Source organism: Planococcus circulans (assembly GCF_020023385.1).
Classification (GTDB): Bacteria; Bacillota; Bacilli; order Bacillales_A; family Planococcaceae; genus Planococcus.
On the sequence record NZ_JAIQCL010000008.1, the window covers coordinates 106,687 to 128,504 of the forward strand.

At 45.2% G+C, this 21,818-nt stretch carries 18 protein-coding genes; 10 read left to right on the forward strand and 8 right to left on the reverse strand.

Annotated elements, in window-relative coordinates; all coding sequences use genetic code 11:
* Positions 1-290: 290 nt before the first annotated feature.
* From K8U60_RS13840 to K8U60_RS13865, 6 genes are all read right to left on the reverse strand, one after another.
* A complete protein-coding gene (locus K8U60_RS13840; protein ID WP_223640858.1) occupies positions 291-1,778 on the reverse strand; it encodes a glutamate synthase subunit beta in 1,488 nt (495 codons plus the stop codon).
* Positions 1,779-2,021: 243 nt separating this feature from the next.
* Positions 2,022-6,608 carry a glutamate synthase large subunit gene (gene gltB, locus K8U60_RS13845; RefSeq protein WP_223640862.1) on the reverse strand — a complete coding sequence of 1,529 codons (4,587 nt, stop codon included), beginning with the start codon at positions 6,606-6,608 and terminating at the stop codon, positions 2,022-2,024.
* A gap of 256 nt (positions 6,609-6,864) precedes the next feature.
* Positions 6,865-8,637 carry a DNA helicase RecQ gene (gene recQ / locus K8U60_RS13850; RefSeq protein WP_223640898.1) on the reverse strand — a complete coding sequence of 591 codons (1,773 nt, stop codon included), beginning with the start codon at positions 8,635-8,637 and terminating at the stop codon, positions 6,865-6,867.
* Positions 8,638-8,775: 138 nt separating this feature from the next.
* Positions 8,776-9,261: a DUF4334 domain-containing protein gene (locus K8U60_RS13855; protein ID WP_223640901.1), complete on the reverse strand. Its 486-nt coding sequence runs from the start codon at positions 9,259-9,261 to the stop codon at positions 8,776-8,778.
* Positions 9,262-9,274: 13 nt separating this feature from the next.
* A complete protein-coding gene (locus K8U60_RS13860) occupies positions 9,275-10,060 on the reverse strand; it encodes an SDR family oxidoreductase (RefSeq protein ID WP_223640903.1) in 786 nt (261 codons plus the stop codon).
* A 175-nt stretch (positions 10,061-10,235) separates the two neighbouring features.
* The gene (locus K8U60_RS13865) at positions 10,236-10,592 is read right to left on the reverse strand and encodes a helix-turn-helix domain-containing protein (protein WP_223640906.1); all 357 of its coding nucleotides are present in this window, start codon (positions 10,590-10,592) and stop codon (positions 10,236-10,238) included.
* 561 nt (positions 10,593-11,153) lie between these two features.
* Here K8U60_RS13865 and K8U60_RS13870 point away from each other — a divergent pair.
* A complete protein-coding gene (locus tag K8U60_RS13870) occupies positions 11,154-12,650 on the forward strand; it encodes a peptide MFS transporter (protein WP_223640922.1) in 1,497 nt (498 codons plus the stop codon).
* A 134-nt stretch (positions 12,651-12,784) separates the two neighbouring features.
* On the opposite strand, the gene K8U60_RS13875 is transcribed toward K8U60_RS13870, so the two are convergent.
* Positions 12,785-13,426, reverse strand: a complete 642-nt coding sequence (locus K8U60_RS13875; RefSeq protein ID WP_223640926.1) for a pentapeptide repeat-containing protein — start codon at positions 13,424-13,426, stop codon at positions 12,785-12,787.
* A gap of 71 nt (positions 13,427-13,497) precedes the next feature.
* Positions 13,498-14,187 (reverse strand): universal stress protein, encoded by a 690-nt coding sequence (locus K8U60_RS13880; RefSeq protein WP_223640944.1) that lies wholly within the window; start codon positions 14,185-14,187, stop codon positions 13,498-13,500.
* 318 nt (positions 14,188-14,505) lie between these two features.
* On the opposite strand from K8U60_RS13880, the gene K8U60_RS13885 reads away from it, so the two are divergent.
* From K8U60_RS13885 to K8U60_RS13925, 9 genes are all read left to right on the forward strand, one after another.
* Positions 14,506-16,908, forward strand: a complete 2,403-nt coding sequence (locus K8U60_RS13885) for a Na+/H+ antiporter subunit A (RefSeq protein WP_223640947.1) — start codon at positions 14,506-14,508, stop codon at positions 16,906-16,908.
* A complete protein-coding gene (locus tag K8U60_RS13890; protein WP_223640950.1) occupies positions 16,895-17,317 on the forward strand; it encodes a Na(+)/H(+) antiporter subunit B in 423 nt (140 codons plus the stop codon). The genes K8U60_RS13885 and K8U60_RS13890 overlap by 14 nt, the downstream gene beginning before the upstream one ends.
* A gap of 3 nt (positions 17,318-17,320) precedes the next feature.
* Positions 17,321-17,659 (forward strand): Na(+)/H(+) antiporter subunit C, encoded by a 339-nt coding sequence (locus K8U60_RS13895; RefSeq protein WP_223640955.1) that lies wholly within the window; start codon positions 17,321-17,323, stop codon positions 17,657-17,659.
* Positions 17,652-19,136: a Na+/H+ antiporter subunit D gene (locus tag K8U60_RS13900; RefSeq protein WP_223641348.1), complete on the forward strand. Its 1,485-nt coding sequence runs from the start codon at positions 17,652-17,654 to the stop codon at positions 19,134-19,136. Before K8U60_RS13895 ends, K8U60_RS13900 begins: the two co-directional genes overlap by 8 nt.
* Positions 19,137-19,167: 31 nt before the next feature.
* Entirely contained in the window at positions 19,168-19,653 is a 486-nt protein-coding gene (locus K8U60_RS13905; protein ID WP_223640971.1) for a Na+/H+ antiporter subunit E, read from the forward strand.
* Positions 19,650-19,934: a Na(+)/H(+) antiporter subunit F1 gene (locus tag K8U60_RS13910; RefSeq protein WP_223640973.1), complete on the forward strand. Its 285-nt coding sequence runs from the start codon at positions 19,650-19,652 to the stop codon at positions 19,932-19,934. Before K8U60_RS13905 ends, K8U60_RS13910 begins: the two co-directional genes overlap by 4 nt.
* The gene (locus tag K8U60_RS13915; RefSeq protein ID WP_223640976.1) at positions 19,912-20,262 is read left to right on the forward strand and encodes a Na+/H+ antiporter subunit G; all 351 of its coding nucleotides are present in this window, start codon (positions 19,912-19,914) and stop codon (positions 20,260-20,262) included. Before K8U60_RS13910 ends, K8U60_RS13915 begins: the two co-directional genes overlap by 23 nt.
* A gap of 141 nt (positions 20,263-20,403) precedes the next feature.
* Positions 20,404-21,099 (forward strand): DUF1538 domain-containing protein, encoded by a 696-nt coding sequence (locus K8U60_RS13920; protein WP_223640988.1) that lies wholly within the window; start codon positions 20,404-20,406, stop codon positions 21,097-21,099.
* The gene (locus K8U60_RS13925) at positions 21,096-21,818 is read left to right on the forward strand and encodes a DUF1538 domain-containing protein (protein WP_223640989.1); all 723 of its coding nucleotides are present in this window, start codon (positions 21,096-21,098) and stop codon (positions 21,816-21,818) included. Before K8U60_RS13920 ends, K8U60_RS13925 begins: the two co-directional genes overlap by 4 nt.

The window sequence follows — 21,818 nt, forward strand, 5'->3', positions numbered from 1 at the left end:
AATTGACTTAAAATACCATCTCTCGCCTTCTATAGTATATACTTTATAGGCATTTCGCACAACCTGTTATTGCACTATTTAGATAAAAGACACAGTCTTTACATTGTCGAAATCTTTCGGAAGCGCTTTGTAAGCAAATAGACATTATTAAAGCTTCACTTGTCCATACTAATGTTTTCGAGAACTTCATATGCAATGATTTATAACTTCTCACTATAAAAAAGTAGCAGTTGAACTCACTGATGAGTTCAACTGCTACTTTCTTTCAAAATATTCATTTTGTGCACTTACTATGGCAATACAGTGGTTCCCATAAGGAACCGATCGCATTCACGCGCGGCTTCACGGCCTTCGTTAATGGCCCAAACGATCAGGCTTTGGCCACGGCGGACATCTCCTGCCGCAAACACGCCTTCTACATTGGTAGTGTATTTTCCGTATTCTGCTTTTACCGTTGAATTCGTTTCAGTCTCTACTTCCAGCTGCTGAATCAAGTCCTGTTCAGGTCCGCTGAAACCGATGGCAATCAAGACCAAATCCGCTTTCCATACTTTTTCTGTACCTGGAATTTCTTCGCGGATCCGATTGCCTTTTTCATCTATCTTCAACTTCACATTTACGGTATGAACTTCTTTGACTTGTCCCTCTTCGTTGCCGACGAATTTCTTTGTCATGACTGCATAAGCTCTTGGGTCTTCGCCAAAAGTTGCAGCCGCTTCTTTATGGCCATATTCAATACGGTGAACTTTCGGATACTGGGGCCATGGATTGCCCTTTTCATCGCGAATCGCTCCTTTTTTATCATAGACATCAAACTGTACAAGACTTTCGCAATCATGGCGAACAGAAGTCGCTAAACAGTCTGTTCCCGTATCTCCGCCTCCAATGACGATGACGTTCTTGCCTTTAGCCGAAATGAAGTTGCCGTCTTCGAAGTTTGAATCCAACAGACTTTTCGTGCTGGCATGCAGAAAGTCCATCGCAAAATGAACACCTTCTAAATCACGGCCTTCTACATCAATATTGCGGTGAACGGTTGCACCTGTGCACATGACAACCGCATCGAAGTCTTCCTTTAATTTCGAAGAAGGATAATTTTTCCCTACTTCTACACTCGTAATGAAAGTGATGCCTTCTTGTTCAAGTAAATTTACGCGTCTCGTCACCATATCGTATGACAATTTCATCTCTGGAATCCCGTATGTCAGCAATCCACCTACGCGGTCGCTTTTTTCAAATACCGTCACCAGATGTCCTGCTTTATTTAATTGAGCCGCTGCAGCAAGTCCGGCCGGACCGGAACCAATTACCGCAACTTTTTTTCCGGTACGCGTTTTAGGTGGTTCGGGTACAACCCAACCCTCCGCAAACCCACGCTCAATAATGGAACGTTCCACTGTGCGGATGGCTACAGGCGGTTCATTGATGCCTAATACACATGCTCCTTCACAAGGTGCCGGACAAGCCGTCCCTGTAAATTCTGGAAAGTTATTCTTAAGGTGCTCGCGGTGCAACGCCTCTTTCCATTGTCCGCGATAAACAAGATCATTCCATTCTGGGATGAGATGGTTTACAGGGCAACCGGTCGTTACATTGTCCAGTTCCATTCCGGTATGGCAAGTCGGCACTCCACAATCCATACAGCGCGCGCCTTGTTTTGCCACTTCTTCATTCGACAAAGGGATTGTATAGTCATTCCAATCTTTTGTCCGTTCAGCCGGTTGGCGCTCTTTGACTGTTTGTCTGCCATATTCCATAAATCCTGTTGGTTTCCCCATTGTTTCCCTCCTACTCACGATTTCTCATGTTGAAATCTACAGGTTTCTCTATTTTCACGAGAACCTGGATTTTTTATTTGATTGTGATTTCAGTTCTGCTTTTGGGTGCTTCGCTTTTCTTTTGTCTAGACTCCAGCGCCTAGCTCTTCGGGATGTAAGCCGATCTGGCTGTGCGGCTGAAAACATGCCACTTCGCCAGCTCATCTTACACCTGTCAGAGCTGAACAGGCACTTTCGCTTTTCCTATTTCGCGGCGTTAGCCATTTTGCTTTCTTCAAAAGCAGCCATTTCCGCTTCGGATTTCGCCATGCCGCTGCTTTGCAATTTGTTGATTCGTTCATTGATTTGCAGGTAGGCTTTTGGAATGACGCGTACAAACTTAGAAGTATAAATGTCCCAATGCGCCAGTAGACGGGTTCCTTTGGCGCTGCTTGTATAATGAACATGTTTTTGAATCATTTCACGCAGTTCTTCGATTTCTGCTGGATCGGCAAGCGGCTGCAGATGAACCATTTCTGCATTGCAGCGTTCACTGAACGTACCTTCTTCATCAAGTACGTACGCTACTCCACCAGACATACCGGCCGCAAAGTTTTTGCCGGTTTGTCCCAGAATCGCTACCCGTCCACCTGTCATATACTCACAGCCATGATCACCAACGCCTTCAACGACAATTTTTGCTCCGCTGTTTCTGACTGCAAAACGTTCCCCAGCGACGCCATAGATATAAGCTTCACCGGCAGATGCACCGTAGAACGAGACATTCCCAATGATGATGTTGTTTTCCGGAAGGAAAGTTGAATCCAATGCTGGATAAACCGTAATTTTACCGCCTGACAAACCTTTTCCGACGAAATCGTTGGCATCACCGATCAGGTTCATCGACATTCCTTTTGGAATGAATGCCCCAAAACTTTGTCCGGCAGACCCTTGGAAGTTCAAGTTGACCGTGTCTTCAGGCAAGCCTTCTGCGCCATAGCGTTTCGAAATGGCACTGCCGACAATTGTTCCTGTCGCTCTATGGATATTGCGGATCGCTGTTGCCACTTCTACGCGCTCGCCAGTTTCAATGGCTTTTCGGCAACGCGGCAATAGCTCCTGATAATCCAGCGTTTTTTCCAACTCATGATTTTGTTTGATGGTTGCATAGCGTCCTACTTTTTCAGGAAGATCCGGCTGATACAACAAGGCACTCAAATCGATGCCGCCAGCTTTCCAGTGATCCACTGCCTGATTGGCTTCGATAACATCAGTACGGCCGATCATTTCATCAATTGTACGGAAGCCAAGTTCCGCCATCAGCTCACGTGTTTCACGTGCGATAAAGCGCATGAAATTCGCTACGTGTTCCGGGTCTCCGCCGTATTTCTCACGAAGCTCCGGGTTTTGCGTCGCAATGCCGACAGGACAAGTGTCCAAATGGCAGACGCGCATCATCACACAGCCAAGTACGACGAGAGGGGCGGTTGAAAAACCGAATTCTTCTGCGCCTAAGAGAGCCGCTGTCACTACATCGCGGCCAGTCATCATCTTGCCGTCTGTTTCCACAACGATCCGGTCGCGCAGACCATTCAATAGAAGAGTCTGGTGCGTTTCAGCCAAACCGATTTCCCATGGCAGGCCTGTATGTTTCAAACTTGTTTTCGGCGCTGCTCCTGTTCCGCCATCGTAGCCGCTGATCAATACGACATCTGCACGGCCTTTTGCTACACCGGCTGCTATCGTTCCAACACCTACTGCCGATACCAATTTTACGCTTATGCGTGCATCTGGATTTGCGTTTTTCAAGTTGAATATCAATTCAGCTAAATCTTCTATCGAATAGATATCGTGATGCGGAGGCGGTGAAATCAATTCAACACCTGGAGTAGAACCGCGTACTTCTGCAATCCACGGATACACTTTCTTGCCTGGCAAGTGTCCGCCTTCTCCCGGCTTCGCTCCCTGGGCAACTTTGATTTGAATTTCGTCGGCGTTTACAAGGTAATGGCTGGTTACGCCAAAGCGTCCGGATGCCACCTGTTTGATGGCGCTGCGGCGATTGTCGCCATTTTTATCAGGGATAAAACGGGAAACTTCTTCTCCGCCTTCTCCTGAATTGCTTCTGCCGCCGATACGGTTCATTGCGACAGCGAGTGCTTCGTGTGCTTCTTTACTGATGGAACCATAAGACATGGCGCCTGTTTTAAAGCGCGCACAAATCTCCTCGATGGTTTCCACTTCTTCAATCGGCACCGGCGTTTGTTTCTTAAAGGACATCAAGCCGCGCAATGATTGAAGGTTGGCTTTCTCATCAGTCAAAAGATTCGTATATTTCTTGAAGACATCGTAATTATTGGTCCGGCACGCATGTTGCAGCGTATGGATCGTTTTCGGATTGTATTGGTGATTTTCTCCATTTTCACGGTATTGGAATTCGTCGCCCGACTCCAATGCCTGATCGTCTCCTTGAGCAACCGGATAAGCTGCTGCATGTCTTAGGAGAACTTCTTTGGCAATGATATCGAGGCCGATTCCGCCAAGGCGTGAAGAAGTACGCGTAAAGTATTTGTCGATGACATCCATATGGATACCGACAGCTTCAAATATTTGTGCTCCACGGTAGCTCTGTATGGTAGAGATACCCATTTTGGACAGAACTTTGATGATGCCGTCTGTAACGGCTTGTACGTATGTCTGTTCTGCTTCTTCGAAAGTCATATTCGGAATATCTTCTATTTCTATTAGGTTCTCAATCGTATCAAAAGCCAAGTAAGGGTTGATGCCCTCTGCTCCATAGCCGAGAAGTGCCGCAAAATGATGGACTTCACGTGGTTCTGCAGATTCCAGCAAAATACTCATTTGTGTACGGGTTCCTTTACGGATCAGGTGATGATGCAAACCTGAAACAGCCAGAAGCGCAGGAATTGCTGCAAATTCTTCGTTTACGCCGCGGTCAGACAAAATAAGCAATGTGGCGCCTTCTCGAAGCGCTTGATCCGCTTCTTCAAAGATCGTGTCCAATCTTTGCTCCATGGCTTTCGCTCCAGCATTCTTGTCGAACAGAATCGAAATCGTGGCAGATTTGAAATCAGGGATATCCTGCTGACGCAATTTCTCAAGTTCCGCATCCGTTAAAACTGGTGTTTCCAATCGAATGTGGCGGGCACTTTCAGGAGTCGGCTGAACCAGATTCCCTTCCGCACCGATCGTAGTGCGTGCTGCAGTAATAATGTGTTCACGAATCGCATCAATTGGCGGATTAGTGACTTGGGCGAACAATTGCTTAAAGTAATTATAAAGAAGCTGTGGTTTTTTCGATAAAACAGCTAATGGGGAATCATAACCCATTGAACCGACAGGATCTTTACCGTCGGTTGCCAACGGCTTGATGATTTTTTGGACTTCTTCCATTGTATAACCGAAAGCCAGCTGACGTTTGATCAAAGGTTGCGCATTGTCAGAGTTCGAAGGCTTCACTGGTTCTGGCAGATCATCCAAATCGAACATATTTTTTTCAATGAAATCTTTATAAGGCAATTCTCCTGCAATTTGAAGTTTGATTTCTTCATCAGGAATAATTTTGCCTTCCTCTAAATCGACCAACAGCATTTTACCTGGGCGCAGACGATCTTTATAGATGATGTCATCCGCAAAAATATCCAATGCGCCGACTTCTGAACCCATGACGATCATGCCGCTCTTTGTCACATAATACCGTGCCGGGCGAAGGCCGTTGCGGTCAAGACAAGCAGCAATCTGTTTACCGTCAGTGAAGACGAGTGCAGCCGGCCCATCCCAAGGTTCCATTAATGTGCTGTGATACTCGTAGAAATCACGTTTTTCCTGTTTGATGGTTGGATCATTGACCCAAGGTTCCGGCACCATCATCATCGCTGTATGCGCCAGAGACCTTCCAGACAAATGCAAAAATTCAAAGCAGTTGTCGAACATGGACGAATCACTGCCGGTTTCATCGATGACAGGCAAAACTTTATGAAGCTCCTGTTCAGTGAATGCAGGAGATGCACAAAGCATCTGACGGGCACGCATCCAATTGACATTTCCTCTTAAGGTATTAAATTCACCATTGTGGATTGAATAACGGTTAGGGTGTGAACGCTGCCAGCTTGGGAAGGTATTCGTACTAAAACGAGAGTGGACGAGAGCCAAGGCCGATTTAAATTCGGGATGGTTGAGGTCAATATAAAACGAGTCCAGCTGTTCCGGGATCAGCATGCCTTTATAGACGATGGTCCCTGCTGAAAGACTGCTGAAGTATACATCTTTAAACTCTTCTTTTCCGACCATGGCTTGTTCGATCCGCTTGCGGATAATATATAACCGGCGTTCAAGATCAATCCGGTTTTCCAATCCGTGCGCAGCACCGATAAATACTTGTCGGATAACAGGCTTAGTTTTTGAAGCGACTTTACCAACGAATGAATCGTTCACTGGAACTGGACGCCATCCAAGACAAATTTGTCCTTCTTCCTGAACGATCTGATGGATCATTTCTTTTGTCTTCATTCGCAGGTCATAATCCTGTGGCATGAAGAGCATACCGATTCCATACTTTCCTTCTTCAGGCAATGTAATGCCTTCTTTCTCACATTGCTTCAAGAAGAAACGATGGGGAATCTGAGTTAAAATTCCAGCGCCGTCGCCTGTGCTTGTATCGGATGATTGACCGCCGCGATGTTCCAGGTTACACAATATATTTATGGCATTTTGAACGATTGCATGTGACTTTTCCCCATTAATATTGGCGATCATCCCTATCCCGCACGCTTCGTGCTCTTGATCTGGATGATACAGCCCTTGTGGGATTGGATACTCTTTCTTGCTCATCAAACCGCCTCCTTCATTACACTCATGTGTCATAATGTTTTGATAGTATATCATAAGTCTGAATATATATACAATTCCCCCAAGTAAAAAAATAGAATATCTGCGACTAAAACCCCATGATTCCGTTGAAAACGCTTCCATTTTATCCGATCGAAATTATCTGAAGTCATTATATTTAAGTGCATAATTATACAAGTCTGATAATTTATAAATAAAAAAACCCCGTTTTATACGGAGTTTTTGCACTTATATTTATTCAGTTATTTATCGCATCAAAAGAATGGATCGCCTGTAAAAATGCTTCACCATATTTTTCAAGCTTATTGGCGCCCACTCCGTTGACTTCTAAAAATTCGGCATCATTTTTCGGTCTTCTCGCCACCATATCCTGCAATGCCTTGTCGGAAAAAATAACAAAAGGTGGAACTCCCGCTTCATCAGCCAAACTTTTCCGAACCACGCGCAATTCTTCAAATAAAGGATCATTTGAAGCAATGCGCTTCGTCACAACTGCTCCTTTTCGCAGAACCTGTCGCTTGCCCAGCAATACATCCCGCCCCCCATCCGGTACATAGATGGTCGGGAATGAGCCTTGCTCGACCGCCAAAAGTTCCTGGGATATCATGAATTCGATTAAATTCGACACTTCTTTGGCATTTTGGTGCTTTAAAATTCCGTATGTCGACAGTTTATCGAATCCGAAATCCAAGACCTTTTTATTGCGCGACCCTGTCAGCACTTGTGCTGTCATCGCCTTACCGAATTTCTGCCCCATGCGGATGACGCAAGACAGAACCATTTGGACGTCTTTTGTGACATCCAGACTTTCCCGGTCATCCAAACAATTCCCACAATGGCCGCATGGTTCTGCTGCCGTATCACCGAAATAATGGATGATAAACTGCTGCAGGCAATTTTCGGTGTGGCAATAATCGACCATCCCCTGCAATTTCACCAGTTCTCCTGGAATGCGGCTCGGATCTTGGGCCTGGTCGATCAGGAAACGCTGAGTTTGAACATCCTGCGATGCATAGAGAACGATACACTCACTCGGCAACCCGTCCCGTCCTGCACGCCCCGCTTCCTGGTAATAACTTTCCATATTTTTCGGCAGCTGATAATGGATGACAAATCGGATATTGGATTTATCGATTCCCATACCGAATGCATTGGTCGCAACCATGACGGTCACTTCATCATTCAGGAATCGCTCCTGGCCAAGCTTTCTTTCATGATCCGGCATGCCTGCATGGTATTTTGCCGCCTTAATGCCTTTTTTCAATAACATTTCATAAACCGAATCCACTGTTTTTCGAGTAGCTGCATAGATAATGCCTGCTTCTTTATCATTTTTCTCTACATACTCTTTCACAAACCGCTCCCGGTCCTGGCCGCGTATGACGGAAAACATCAAATTAGCCCGTTCAAATCCGGTCATGATGGTATGCTGTTCTTCGATGTTCAAAATCCGGCAAATATCTTCGCGCACCTGAGGTGTAGCTGTTGCCGTCAAGGCCAAGACTGTCGGATTGTTCGGAAACAATTCCGTCATACGGCTGATTAGACGGTAGCTTGGGCGGAAGTCATGACCCCATTGCGAGATACAGTGAGCTTCATCGACCGCAATCAGCGGCACATGGACTCCTTGCAACTCATTGAGGAACATTTCCGAATCCAATCGCTCCGGCGCAATGTACAGCAGTTTGATGGCACCGCGCTGCACATCCATCAGCGTTTCCCTCACCTCATCAAAATCGAGGGAACTGTTTATAAAAGCAGCGGGAATCCCAGCTGCCAAAAGTGCATCCACTTGGTCTTTCATCAATGAAATCAAAGGCGACACGACAATTGTGGTCCCTTCCATGACAAGCGCCGGAATTTGATAGCACATGGACTTGCCTCCGCCTGTCGGCATGACACAAATCGAATTATGGCCTTCAAATACCTGCGTAATGGCTTGCTCCTGGCCGATCCGGAAAGACTCATAACCAAAATGGGACTGCAGTAATTTCTTTGCGCTTTCCAACAAAATTGAACACTCCTAATACTCGTATCGTATGAGTTAGCTTACCACATTTTAGCACCTTTTTCTTCGGTTAAATCTTGGAAAGTATTGCTTCACAAAGACAAAAAATCGCCCCTAAGCCTAAGCTCTCAGGACGATTCTTTATTTTTCCAATTTCTCAAGCAAAAAGAAAAAAGGCTGCTTATCTCCTTTAAGATCCATCATGCCGAGCAACTTTCCATCAGCGATCTTCCGCAAATGATCATGGATTGGCAAATGGTCATAAATGATGGTTGCACTTACCTTGCCGCGGAACTCAACCATCCGCATGCGGGCTTCACCGCCTGCCGCTTCCGATAGCTTCTGCTTTGTCAGGAACGGCACAGGATCAACCGCTACCACTTTTCCTTTTTTGATTTCAAAAAGCAGGGGATCCACATTGTCCGCGTCATGGAATTCCTTGCCGTACCATCTTAATTTCGCCAATACCCCATCCAGTGGATGGCCCGTATGAAATTCTTTTCCTTTCCAAGTTCCGAGAAGGGATTCCAAATCTACGGTCTCCAGTGAATCGAATAATTTGCAGGCAGTATGAAGATCTGCTGTTCCTTCTTCCAGCATAGCGACAATCTCGGCTTGAGACTCCATGCTCATCTCCCCTTCAAATTTCCATTTCCCAGCGTTTCGCTTCTTCTTCCTTCATCTGCTTTTCTGTTTCTTCTGGGAAGGCAGTGCGGAATTTATGTGTATCCAGAGGGATGACTTCCACCATCTTCGCAATCATTTCTTCGGGATCATACTGATTTTCCAGTGCTTTATCCGCCTCTTCCATGTCCTCTTTCCGCGTGAAATGTATGGCTTCGTTGTACCATTTCCATTTCGCTTCCGCACTGCGGTCATTGAAACCTGTCGCAAACGCACCTGGATTGATGGTCGCCACTTGTACTCCGTGACCTTCCAATTCCTTCTGCATCGTCGTCGCTATCGCTTCGATTGCATGCTTGGTTGCCGTATATGGCCCGACATAAGGCGTCGCCATTATTCCTGCCATTGAAGACATAAAAATGATTTTTCCTTTTCCTTTATCCACGAACTTACGTGCAGCAACCTGCGCCGTTTCCAACGTGCTGAAGACATTCACCTCGAATAATTCCCGGAAATTCGACATCGGCACCTCCGAAAGCGGCCCACCTTCATTTACGGCTGCATTAGCGACGAAGATATCAAAATCGTATTCGAGCATCTGTGCCAGATCCTGTGGATTTTTGATGTCCATTTTGAAAACATCCAATTCCAGACCTTTTGCAGCAGCTTCCTCACGTAATGCTGTCACCTGCGGAGCGGTTTCCACTGGCGCTATAACCTTATGCCCCTTTTCTGCAAGTCCGAATGCTGTTCCTTTTGCCAAACCGCTACCGGCTCCTGTGATAAAAATTGTTTTACTCAATTAATCCAGCCTCCTGTATTCCTATTTTATACTTTATGTCTTCCCCGAGAAGCATAAAATAAACAGGACTTAGCAGAGCATTGGATTCTTAACTGAGCTTCTATGGACTTCATGAAACAAAAAAATGCCCACTCCCTCGAAAAGGAATGAGCATTTTAAGCGGGCTTATGGAAAGTCAGTTCGATGCGACACCGTAACTACCCATACGGCGTTTAACTTGAATGAAAGATGCAGCTTCAGCAAGTTCGTTCTGATTCAACGGCTGGTCATCCAACATGAGATTGTAATCATTTAAAAAACTGGTATTTTGAAGATCCACATTGATTGTCCGTTCGTTGCGATCCAACAAACTGTCGACAGATATCTCAAAATAATCGGCAAGCCTCTCGAGATGCACTACAGACACTTGTTTCTTTCCACTTTCATAAGCCCAAACCGTACTTTTCGCAAAGCCGATTGCTTCTGCCAACTCTTCAGTAGATAGTCCTTTTGCTTCCCTTAAGTCCTTGATGCGTTTACTCAACTGTTTCATTTATACTCCTGCTCCCTAAATAATTTTCTAACTATTTTAAATATACTGCACCTTGCGCTTTTTCACAATCTTTTTTGGATAATTCTTTAAAAAAGTGTGAATAATTAGTGAACACTAACTAGAGATTACTAAATATGGTAATTAACTAGGTTTTTATAGTTACTTAATTTACCAATTTCAAAGTTGTTTAAATTGACAGGTAAATAGACACTTCATCGTTTAATTACCTTTAAATGCCATACCACCTATAAAAGTCAGGTGAATCCTCCACTGGGTCTTCAACAACCCGCCAGTAAAATTTAAACTAAATCTTCCAAATGCCGTGCCTTCTTCAATCATTCTCTTGCCGATCAAACTATGCCTCGTAAAGTTCGGATAAAATTAATAAATAGCACTAATTTGAATTTAATAACTATTCCAATAAAGTATATTCATTTTGAAATAGATTAAAATCCTTTAATAAATCCAAAATAACACCTATATACCTACTTATGAAATTTATTTTGATTTTTTTAACTAAAAAAAGTATTATGTTAGAATAAACAAATGGAGGTTAGTGTAATGTCTGAAAAGTATTCTCGGCAAGAGATTGTTAAAAGTGTTCCTCAAAAAGGCTTTTTTGGCCATCCAAAAGGGCTTTTCACGTTATTCTTTACAGAATTCTGGGAACGGTTCTCCTATTATGGAATGAGAGCCATCCTGGTTTTTTATATGTATTACGAAATTTCCGATGGCGGTCTGGGACTTGATCAAACGACTGCTTTATCCATCATGTCCATTTATGGATCACTCGTTTATATGTCCGGAATCATCGGCGGTTGGCTGGCTGACCGGATATTCGGCACTTCAAAAGCTGTCTTTTATGGTGGGATTCTCATCATGCTTGGACATATCGCATTAGCGATTCCAGGTAACCTCGCTTTATTTTTCGTATCCATGGTCTTGATCGTTCTCGGTACCGGTTTATTGAAACCGAACGTATCCAGTGTTGTAGGCGAAATTTACGCGGATAATGACGATCGCCGCGATGCCGGATTCAGTATCTTCTATATGGGTATTAATATGGGGGGCTTCCTGGCGCCGCTAATTGTCGGTACTGTCGGAATGAACATCAGCTTCCATTTAGGGTTCAGTATTGCCGCTGCCGGCATGTTCTTGGGCTTAGTGATTTTTGTCTCTACCAAGAAGAAAAACCTTGGTCTGGCAGGAACGGTTGTGCCAAATCCATTATTGCCTTCAGAACGTAAAACAACGATTAAAATCTTTACAATCGGCGCATTGGTCATTGCAGCAGCAGTTGCAATCGGTATTCCAACTGGATTATTGACTTTTGACAGCTTTGTAGCGATTGTCGGTATTTTTGGCATTTTGATTCCCGTCGTTTATTTCACAGTTATGTACCGCAGCAAAAAAACAACAGAAGTGGAACGTTCACATCTGCTGGCATACATTCCATTGTTTATCGCATCCGTCATGTTCTGGGCAATCCAGGAACAGGGATCAACCATCCTTGCGGCATACGCGGATACACGCACGGATCTTGAATTTGCAGGGATTTCGATTTCCCCTGCCTGGTTCCAATCTTTGAACCCGTTGTTCATCATCATGTTGGCTCCAGTCTTTGCTTGGCTATGGGTTAAACTTGGAAGCAGACAACCGTCGATTCCACAAAAATTCTCACTTGGCCTGTTGTTTGCCGGATTGTCCTTCCTGGTCATCCTATTGCCTGCTTACTTCGGAGGACCAGCAGCATTAGTCAATCCACTTTGGCTTGTCCTTAGTTATTTCATCGTTGTACTCGGCGAACTCTGCCTGTCTCCGGTGGGACTATCAGCAACAACCAAATTGGCACCTGCTGCTTTTTCTGCTCAAACGATGAGCCTGTGGTTCCTATCCAACGCAGCAGCTCAGGCAATCAACGCACAATTGGTCAAATTCTATACAGTGGAAAACGAAATGATGTACTTCGGAATCATCGGGGGCGCTTCGATCGTCCTCAGCATCCTGTTGTTCATCTTCGCACCACGCATCCAAGGCTTCATGAAAGGTGTCCGGTAACAAGAAAAGCGCAAGCAGCCGTTTAGCCCCGACAAGCACTGAAGCAAATAAAGAAAACAAAAGAGACAATACCAGCAAAAAAATGCCCGACAGGTCAAAACTGTCGGGCATTTTTTCGTGTTCCTTCTATAATATTAGTTATTTTCTACAATCATTCCCATCTGCCGGGCAAAAGCAATGGCCTGATCCGGCGACACCTTGCATCCCTGCAATTTCTCAATCGACACTTGAATGCTGTCGAAGCTATTCGTACTTAGGTCGATGTCTTTTAAGCTGGTTTCAGTGAAATTGATTTCATTCATATCGCACAGACGGAATTCACTCGTTTTCAACTCCATTTGGTAAAAGTCTGCAAAGCGCATAGAAGAAGAAACGAAACTTACTGTATTGCATAAAGAAAAGCCAAATGTGGCGTAATTCAAGAGACATTCCTCAAATAGCGTATGGCGAATTCCAGCTTCGGCAAAATTGGTTCCCACTAATTTGGAGTTCCGGAATTCAGTGCGGTGAAAGACGGCGCGGCTCAAATCCGCATTCGATAGATCACAATTCAAAAAAACGACATCAACAAATTCGGAACGCGGCCAACTGGTCTCCAGAAAGTTGACGTTTTCAAAGACCACATTATCGATATGAAGTGCTTCTTCAGTGCTGAAATCAATGGTTTCCTGCGAAATCCTGCAATTGCTTATGTAATGATCATCTATGGCTGCTGTAAACGAGCGGGTTTCCAGTTCCGGTGGGATAAGCGGTACAAATCTTTTGGTTTTCTTCATGACTCCTTAACTCTCCTTTTGGGTAAACAAAAGACCGCCTCGATAGCGAAGCAGCCTTTTGTTGTTGGTATTTATTTTTTCACTAATTCTTTGTCCAAGCATTCATCAATGATTTCAGGCAAGTCGATCCGGTCTTCCGTCACTTCCGCTTGATACAATTTATTGTCATGCATGAATTTAAAGATTCCATTATCGAAATCGGTACCGATTTCTTTAAAGAAAATCCCTTCAAGCTGACAGTTTTTCGATTGGGTGAAATTGATTTTGTAGCTGTCTCCATCTTTTACCAAGTAACAGCGTACGCCTTTTTCAAACTCGTCCCCTTCAACGCCCTTCACTGTGCGCGCCAATGAGACGACATGAAGATCAACAAACGGAATTTCACGAAGCAGCATATTCAGGAATGATCCTTTCGTGATTTCTTCCCATCTGCTTCTAGCAGTTTGTCCAATAATGATTTGCGTAATATTAAATTCGTGAGCCACTTCTGCAATCACTTTTGCAGAGGGGCGCTTTTCTTTATCACGAACAATAAACTCTTCAGCTTCGTATTCTTCAGCCAGCTCTCTCCATCGTTCAATATAAGATGCTTTTTCAGCGTCAAATTCGTCAACAGATGTCGGGTCCACCGTTAAAATGTACAACGGGCAATCCAGCATGGTAGCAAGTCTATTACCCCGGTTGATCAAACGTTCACCATTCGGTCCGTAAAAAACACATACCAGGATGCTTTCATCCATTCGTCCTCTGATTTTTTTCATTTATGTTCACCCCCCTGGGAATATTATTTATATACTGACATTCAAAACCATGAAATTATACTTCTTCTATTTTAAAAAATCAAGGGCATTTGTTTAACTTTAGATTTTCGATTCACAAAGAAATACCCACTTTTCATTTTGTGGGTTAGCTGAGGAATGAAAAAGCCTTGATTTTACTGTATAATTAATGTTGACTGCTTTGAGAGCCCTTATCATATCATATTGCAGGAAAAGCGAAACCTATTTCCCTTATTATATACCCGCTCTTGGATTTTTCCATTCACAATTGATCGTTTTCCCATTACAGGAGGTTCTGCCGTGTCTTTATTGATCATAGCCATCTTAATTCCTTTTATCGCTACCGCTCTGATTCCACTCATACATAACCGCATAGGAACCTTGCACATCGGCTGGCTCGTGCTGCTGATTCCTACCGCACTATTCGTCATATTCGCCTTGCAGATCCCCGTCATCTCCAATGGTGACACGTTGATCCAGACAATCAATTGGATCCCTTCAGTAGGCATTAACTTTGTTGCTTACCTTGACGGCCTCAGTTTGATCATGGCTTTGCTGATCACCGGTATGGGGAGCCTGGTAGTTCTCTACTCCATCTACTATTTATCTGCATCCGACTCCTTCCCGCATTTCTATGCTTACCTGTTGCTGTTCATGGGGGCCATGCTCGGCATCGTCCTATCTGACAATCTTCTAGTGTTGTATATCTTCTGGGAATTGACCAGTATATCTTCCTTCCTATTGATTGCATTCTGGTATCACCGGAAAAATTCCCGTTATGGTGCACAAAAGTCCTTATTGATCACCTTTTTCGGCGGATTGGGAATGCTTGCCGGATTCTTGATGCTGCATTCTATGACAGAGACTTTCAGTATCCGGGAAACGCTATCTGTAATCGGCCAATACACCGATCACACACTGTTTTATCCCGCAATGTTCCTGGTGTTGCTCGGCGCCTTCACTAAATCGGCACAATTCCCCTTCCACATCTGGCTGCCAGATGCCATGGAAGCACCTACTCCTGTCAGCGCCTATCTGCATTCGGCCACAATGGTTAAAGCGGGCCTTTACCTGGTCGCCCGGTTCACGCCGATTTTTGGCGGGACTGCTGAATGGTTCTGGACAGTGACGCTTGTCGGACTCGTGACCTTATTGTGGGGGGCATTCTGCGCCGTCCGCCAGACCGACTTGAAGGCTTTACTGGCCTATTCCACAATCAGCCAGCTCGGCTTAATCATGAGCCTTTTCGGTATGGGCTCGGCGGCTATGTATTTTGGCGATGGCGAACAAGGTGCATTTTACGGTTTAGCCATTTTTGCGGCTTTGTTCCATATGGTCAACCATTCGACATTCAAAGGTGCACTCTTTATGGTGGTCGGCATCGTCGATCACCAGGTCGGAACACGTGATATCCGCCGTCTTGGCGGGCTGATGTCATTCCTTCCCATCACATTTACATTTGCTGTCATAGGCAGCTTCTCAATGGCTGGACTGCCCTTCTTCAATGGATTCCTGAGCAAGGAGATGTTTTTTACAGCCTCTGTCAATGCGATCGGCCTCCCTGTTTTCGGTGATTCGGCCTGGGGTCTACTGATTCCGGCCATTGCCTGGGTCGCTTCCGTCTTCACTTTCGTCTACTGTATGATTATTGTGTTCCGCACTTTCTTTGGAAGACCGCAACTGAAGAAGCTGGACAGAAAACCCGTAGAGCCATCCCTTGGCATGCTCATTTCACCAGCCATCCTGTGCGTACTGATTGTCGGTTTGTTCTTCGTCCCTAATTTATTAGGTGATCATCTGCTTAGACCAGCTTTAAACGGCATTATTCCTGGTATTTCAGGAGCAGCCCCGCATATTTCCGCATGGCATGGTTTTAACACTGAATTATTCATGACTTTTGGAATCATAATTGTAGGAACTCTTCTTTTCCTCACTTTCCGCAGCTGGTACAAAATCTATCTCCTGCAGCCTCCAGGATGGACGTTCACTGCATTGTATAATTCTTACCTGAAGGACTTGAAACGAGTATCCAATTGGATTACGACACATTATATGACAGGCCATCTGCCGGCTTACTTTGCTTATATCTTCATTTTCTTCATTGCCACAGCTGGTGGCGCCCTTATTTTCACTGGTGCATTATCGATTGATCTGACAGCAGATTCGCCCATCAGCTTCTATGAAGGCATGTTGGTTACTGCCATGGCGATAGCGGCTGTCAGCATCCTGTTTGCGAAATCCCGTCTGACAGCAATTTTGCTGAATGGTGTATTGGGCTTCTCCATCGCCATTTTCTTTGTCCTGTTCCGCGCACCCGATCTGGCATTGACGCAATTGGTCATCGAAACGGTGACCACCGTCCTCTTCCTGTTGTGCTTTAACTTTTTGCCGGAATGGGCAAAAGAAGATTCTGCAAAACGGATAAAAATCCGGAATGCGGTTATTGCAATCAGCGCTGGAATCACGGTTACGTTAATTGGACTGACGGTCAACAGTGGACAATCATTTGAAAGCATTTCCGGTTATTTCGAGAATTCCTATGAACTTGCAGGAGGAGACAATATCGTCAATGCGATCTTGGGTGATTTCCGAGCTTTTGATACTCTGCTGGAATCACTTGTCTTGTTCATTGCCGGACTTGGCGTCTATACATTGATTCGTTTAAAGCTTGGAAAGGGGCCGGAAAAAGATGAACATAAATGATGTGATTCTAAAAACTGTATCAAAAGCCGTCGTTTTGATTATTTTAACTTTCGGCATCTACCTTTTCCTTTCCGGGCATAATCAGCCAGGCGGCGGATTTATCGGCGGATTGGTTATTGCCTCTGCTTTTGTGCTGATGTTCTTGTCTTATGACTCTGAAACCGTCAGTGAAGCATTGCCGATTGATTTCAAGAAGCTATCCGCACTCGGTGTATTGCTGGCGATGCTAAGTGGCGTAGCCCCTATGTTTTTTGGCGGGGCATTTCTGAGCCAAAGTTTTGGCTACTTTGATTTGCCGATTTTCGGCAAAACCGAACTTGCCACTGTCACCGTATTTGAAGCCGGCATCGCATTGACAGTCGTCGGCGTTGTCGTGAATATAATTCTTAGTATAAGTGAGGATGAGTAGCCTGTGGAATCATTGATCATCATCTTGGTCGGCGTCCTTACCACGGTCGCCATCTATCTTGTTTTATCCAAAAATGTAGTTCGCGTCATTCTGGGAACAGCCATTCTTTCCCACGCAGTCCATCTGTTGATTTTGTCGATGGGCGGCTTGAAACTGGGGACTGTCCCCTTGCTCGGCGAAGAAGCTGGATCTTACGTTGATGCTTTGCCTCAAGCATTGATTTTAACGGCTATTGTCATCAGTTTTGCCGTTACAGCCTTTATCCTGGTGCTCGCGTATCGCGCCTATCAGGAGTTGGAAACCGATAATCTGGGAGCTATGAGAGGTTCTGATGATGAATAATATCTTAGTCATCCCCATGCTGCTGCCGATTATTGTAGGTGTATTGCTGATTTTCCTCCGGACTTACGGCCGTCTCCAGGCCTGGGTCAGTATCGCCTCTATGGCGGTGACGACGGGAATATCGTTTTATCTTTTGTATAAAATTCAAACCGATGGAATCCTCCGTTTGGATTTTGGGGGCTGGGAACCGCCTTTCGGCATTTTGTTCGTTGCCGATTCCTTTGCTGTCCTTCTCGTACTGACGTCCAGTATCGTAACAACCATTTGTCTGAGCTACGCTTTGATCTCCACCAGCAAAGAGCTGCAGACCATGTATTTTTATCCCACTGTGCTGTTCCTTGCAGCAGGTGTCAACGGATCATTTTTGACGGGCGATTTATTCAACTTGTTTGTATGCTTCGAAGTGATGCTGTTGTCGTCCTATGTCCTGCTGACTTTGGGGAATTCCAAACGCCAGCTGCGTGAAGCCATTAAGTATGTATCCATCAATATCGTTTCTTCCTGGTTCTTCCTGGTGGCTTTAGCTTACTTATACGGATCTATCGGCACCTTGAATATGGCGCATGTAGCTGAACGGGTGGCAGAATCGGGTCAAACCCCTCTCCTGACCACCATCAGCATCGTCTTTTTAGTTGTTTTCAGTTTGAAGGCCGGATTGCTTCTTTACTTCTGGCTTCCGGGATCCTACAGTTCACCGCCCATTGTCACGTCTGCCCTTTTCGGCGCATTATTGACAAAGGTCGGCATCTACGCCCTTTTCCGGATGTTCTCACTGATTTTCCACCATCAGCCGGAAATTACGCACACCATCATCGGCATTATGGCTGCCCTCACCTTGATCGGGGGAAGTCTCGGGGCTATCGCGTTTAACGATATCCGTACAATTGCAGCTTATAACGTTGTAATTGCCGTCGGTTTCATACTCGTCGGGCTGGCCATCGCCACTCCAGCGGCTATGGAAGGGGCCATTTACTATTTGATCCACGACATGGTCGCCAAAGCGTTGCTGTTCCTACTGGTCGGCACAATGATCACACTCAGCGGCACATCGAAAATGGCCGGGATGAGTGGACTGATGAAAAACTATCCATTGCTCGGCTGGTCTTTCTTCATCACTATGCTGTCGCTTGCCGGTATTCCGCCGCTCAGCGGTTTTATCGGAAAAGTCCTGATTTCGGCTGCAGCGATCGACAGCGGTTCATACGGTTTGCTGGCATTGGCACTTCTCTCAAGTATTTTTGTCCTTTACTCGCTGCTCCGCATTTTCAAAAACTGTTTCTGGGGCGAAACCATTGTCAGTAAAGAAGAGCAGCCCCCATTGCGCAAAGGCGTGTTATGGCCTTGTCTAGCGCTTGTACTTCTGACGATCGGCATCGGTCTGGGCACCGAAGGAATGGCGCCATATGTCACTGATGCTGCTGAGACATTATTGAATCCGGAGATTTATATTGATGCTGTATTAGGTAAAATCCAATAAATCCACTTATTATTGAAAGGAGTGAATTAAAGTGCCAGCGCAGTTCCTGTTGAATATCACCATTGCTTTGCTATGGACCTTATTGATGGATGAAGACGCTTTTTATCTCACGACTTTTCTGTCCGGATATTTAATTGGTATCGGAATCCTTTTCCTTATGCACCGTTTTTTCGGAACCAAGTTCTACTTATTGCGCGTTTACTCCACTATTAAACTGCTGCTGATTTTCGTCTCGGAACTTTTCCTATCCAGCCTGCTCATCATGAAACAGATCTTAAGCCCGAAACTCAATATAAAACCAGGCATCTTCACCTATGAACATAGTATGGAAGGTGATTATGAATTGACTACACTTGCCCTTCTGCTGACCCTGACACCTGGCTCTGTCGTAATGGAAGTGTCGTCGGACGGAAAAATCTTCTATATCCACGCCATGGATGTGGAAAGCTCACGTGATTCCGTACTGAAATCCATCAAGGTCTTTGAAAAAGCAATCATGGAGGTGACGAGAAATTGATAAATACGATCCTGACGGTCGCCCTTTCCCTATTCATCCTGGCAATCATCCTGGCTCTTTACCGGATTATCCGTGGCCCTTCCATGCCGGACCGCGTGGTGGCGCTGGATATGATCGGCGTCAATCTGATTTCAGGAGTGGCTGTATTTTCAGTCGTCCTCAATACGCATGCTTTTCTCGAAGTCATCCTGATTGTCGGTATTCTGGCATTTATCAGCACCCTTGCTTTAGCACGCTTTGTTGAAAGGGGCGATATTGTTGAACATAAGCATGATCGTTGAATACTTTGGTGTTTTCCTGATATTGATCGGAAGCATTATGGCAGTCATCAGTGCAATCGGGATTCTCCGCCTTCCCGATGTCTATACTCGTTCTCATGCAGCTACCAAAAGCTCTACGTTAGCCGTTTTGCTGTCGTTGTCAGGAACCTTCCTTTACTTTTGGGCAACCGAAAACTTTATCAGTGTCAGGCTTATATTGGGCATAATATTCGTCTTTTTAACAGCACCTGTGTCAGGCCATCTCATTACACGTGCAGCTTACCGTTCCAACGTTAAGTTGGCGGACTCTTCTACAGAAGATGCATTAGAGGAATTGTTTAAGAAGTAAAGAGAAGCCTCAATATAGACATGAAAAGGCATTGCCGCTCCAACGAGTGCAGCAATGCTTTTTTTTACGAATAAAATCAAAAGTTTACGAAAGGGTTCTCAGGGAATAGGAGTAAAAAACAGAAATGAGGACGGACTCTCGATGGAAAATGTAAGAGACACTTTTAAAGAAGTTGCCGCTGCCATCCTTCCAGTCACTCTAGTCGTCATTATTCTGCAAATTGTTTTTATCAGGATGCCTTTTGAAGCGGTAATCCAGTTTCTCATCGGTGTTCTTTTCGTCAGTACCGGCTTTTTCCTTTTTCTTATCGGCGTCAATGCAGGGCTTTTGCCTATCGGCGAAATGATCGGCAGGAGGTTGCCGAGCACAAAAAAAGCCGGTTTGATTATTGCTACCGGATTTTTGCTGGGCATCGCTGTTACCGTAGCTGAACCCGATGTCCGGGTCTTAGCCAAACAAATTGAAGAGGTATCTGAAGGCGCCATCAGTGCAACAATTCTTATCCTGTCTGTCTCACTTGGTTTAGCCATCTTTGTAGCTTTGGCAATGATTCGCACCATCTTCAGCATCCCCCTGCAATATTTACTCATCGGCGGTTACGCTTTAGTTTTTCTGCTCTCTTTCTTTGTCCCCGAAGCTTTTATATCCATCTCCTTTGATTCCGGAGGCGTCACCACCGGCCCAATGGCAGTTCCATTCATCTTAGCGCTAGGCATCGGCGTAGCCTCTGTCCTGCGGTCAGAGGATGACAGTTCCGGTGAAAAGTTCGGCTTAATCGGATTGGCGTCCATTGGCCCCATCCTGGCAGTTATGCTACTGGGGGTGTTATTCAGGTGAATATCCACGTTTTCGAAGGATTTCAAACAGTGATGCTGGAAGTCAGCTTGGCACTGCTTCCTCTTCTGGCTTTCTTCGCCGCATTTCAGATTTTCATGCTTAAACTGCCCATGCAGCGTGTCATGCAAGTAGGCATCGGTTTTATTTTAGCTTTTCTTGGCCTTTCCTTTTTCCTTCAAGGTGTTCATATAGGCTTTATGCCTGTAGGGACCATGATGGGAGAAACGCTTGGAAGCTGGGAAAACAAATGGTTGTTGATCCCGATTGGTTTTATCCTTGGGTTCGCCGCTACTTTCGCTGAACCAGCTGTCAGCATCATGACAGATGAAGTCGACCAGGAAACCGGCGGATACATTTCCCGCAAAATGATGCTTTACACATTGTCCGTTGGGGTTGGCGTTTCCATCGCTTTATCCATGCTGCGCATCTTAACCGGCTGGTCGTTATGGTATTTCATCATTCCAGGTTACCTGCTGGCATTTATTCTTCTGCTCTTTTCAACCCAGACCTTCATCGGCATTGCTTTTGATTCCGGAGGAGTCGCGACAGGCCCCATGACGGTCACCTTTGTCGTTGCCGTTGCAGTCGGGATTTCAAGCGCAATAGAAGGCAGCGATCCATTGACCGATGGATTCGGAATGATTGCACTTGTGGCCTTGACGCCAATCATCGCCGTACTCATACTGGGTCTAATCTTCACTAAAAAAGGTGGGACATAA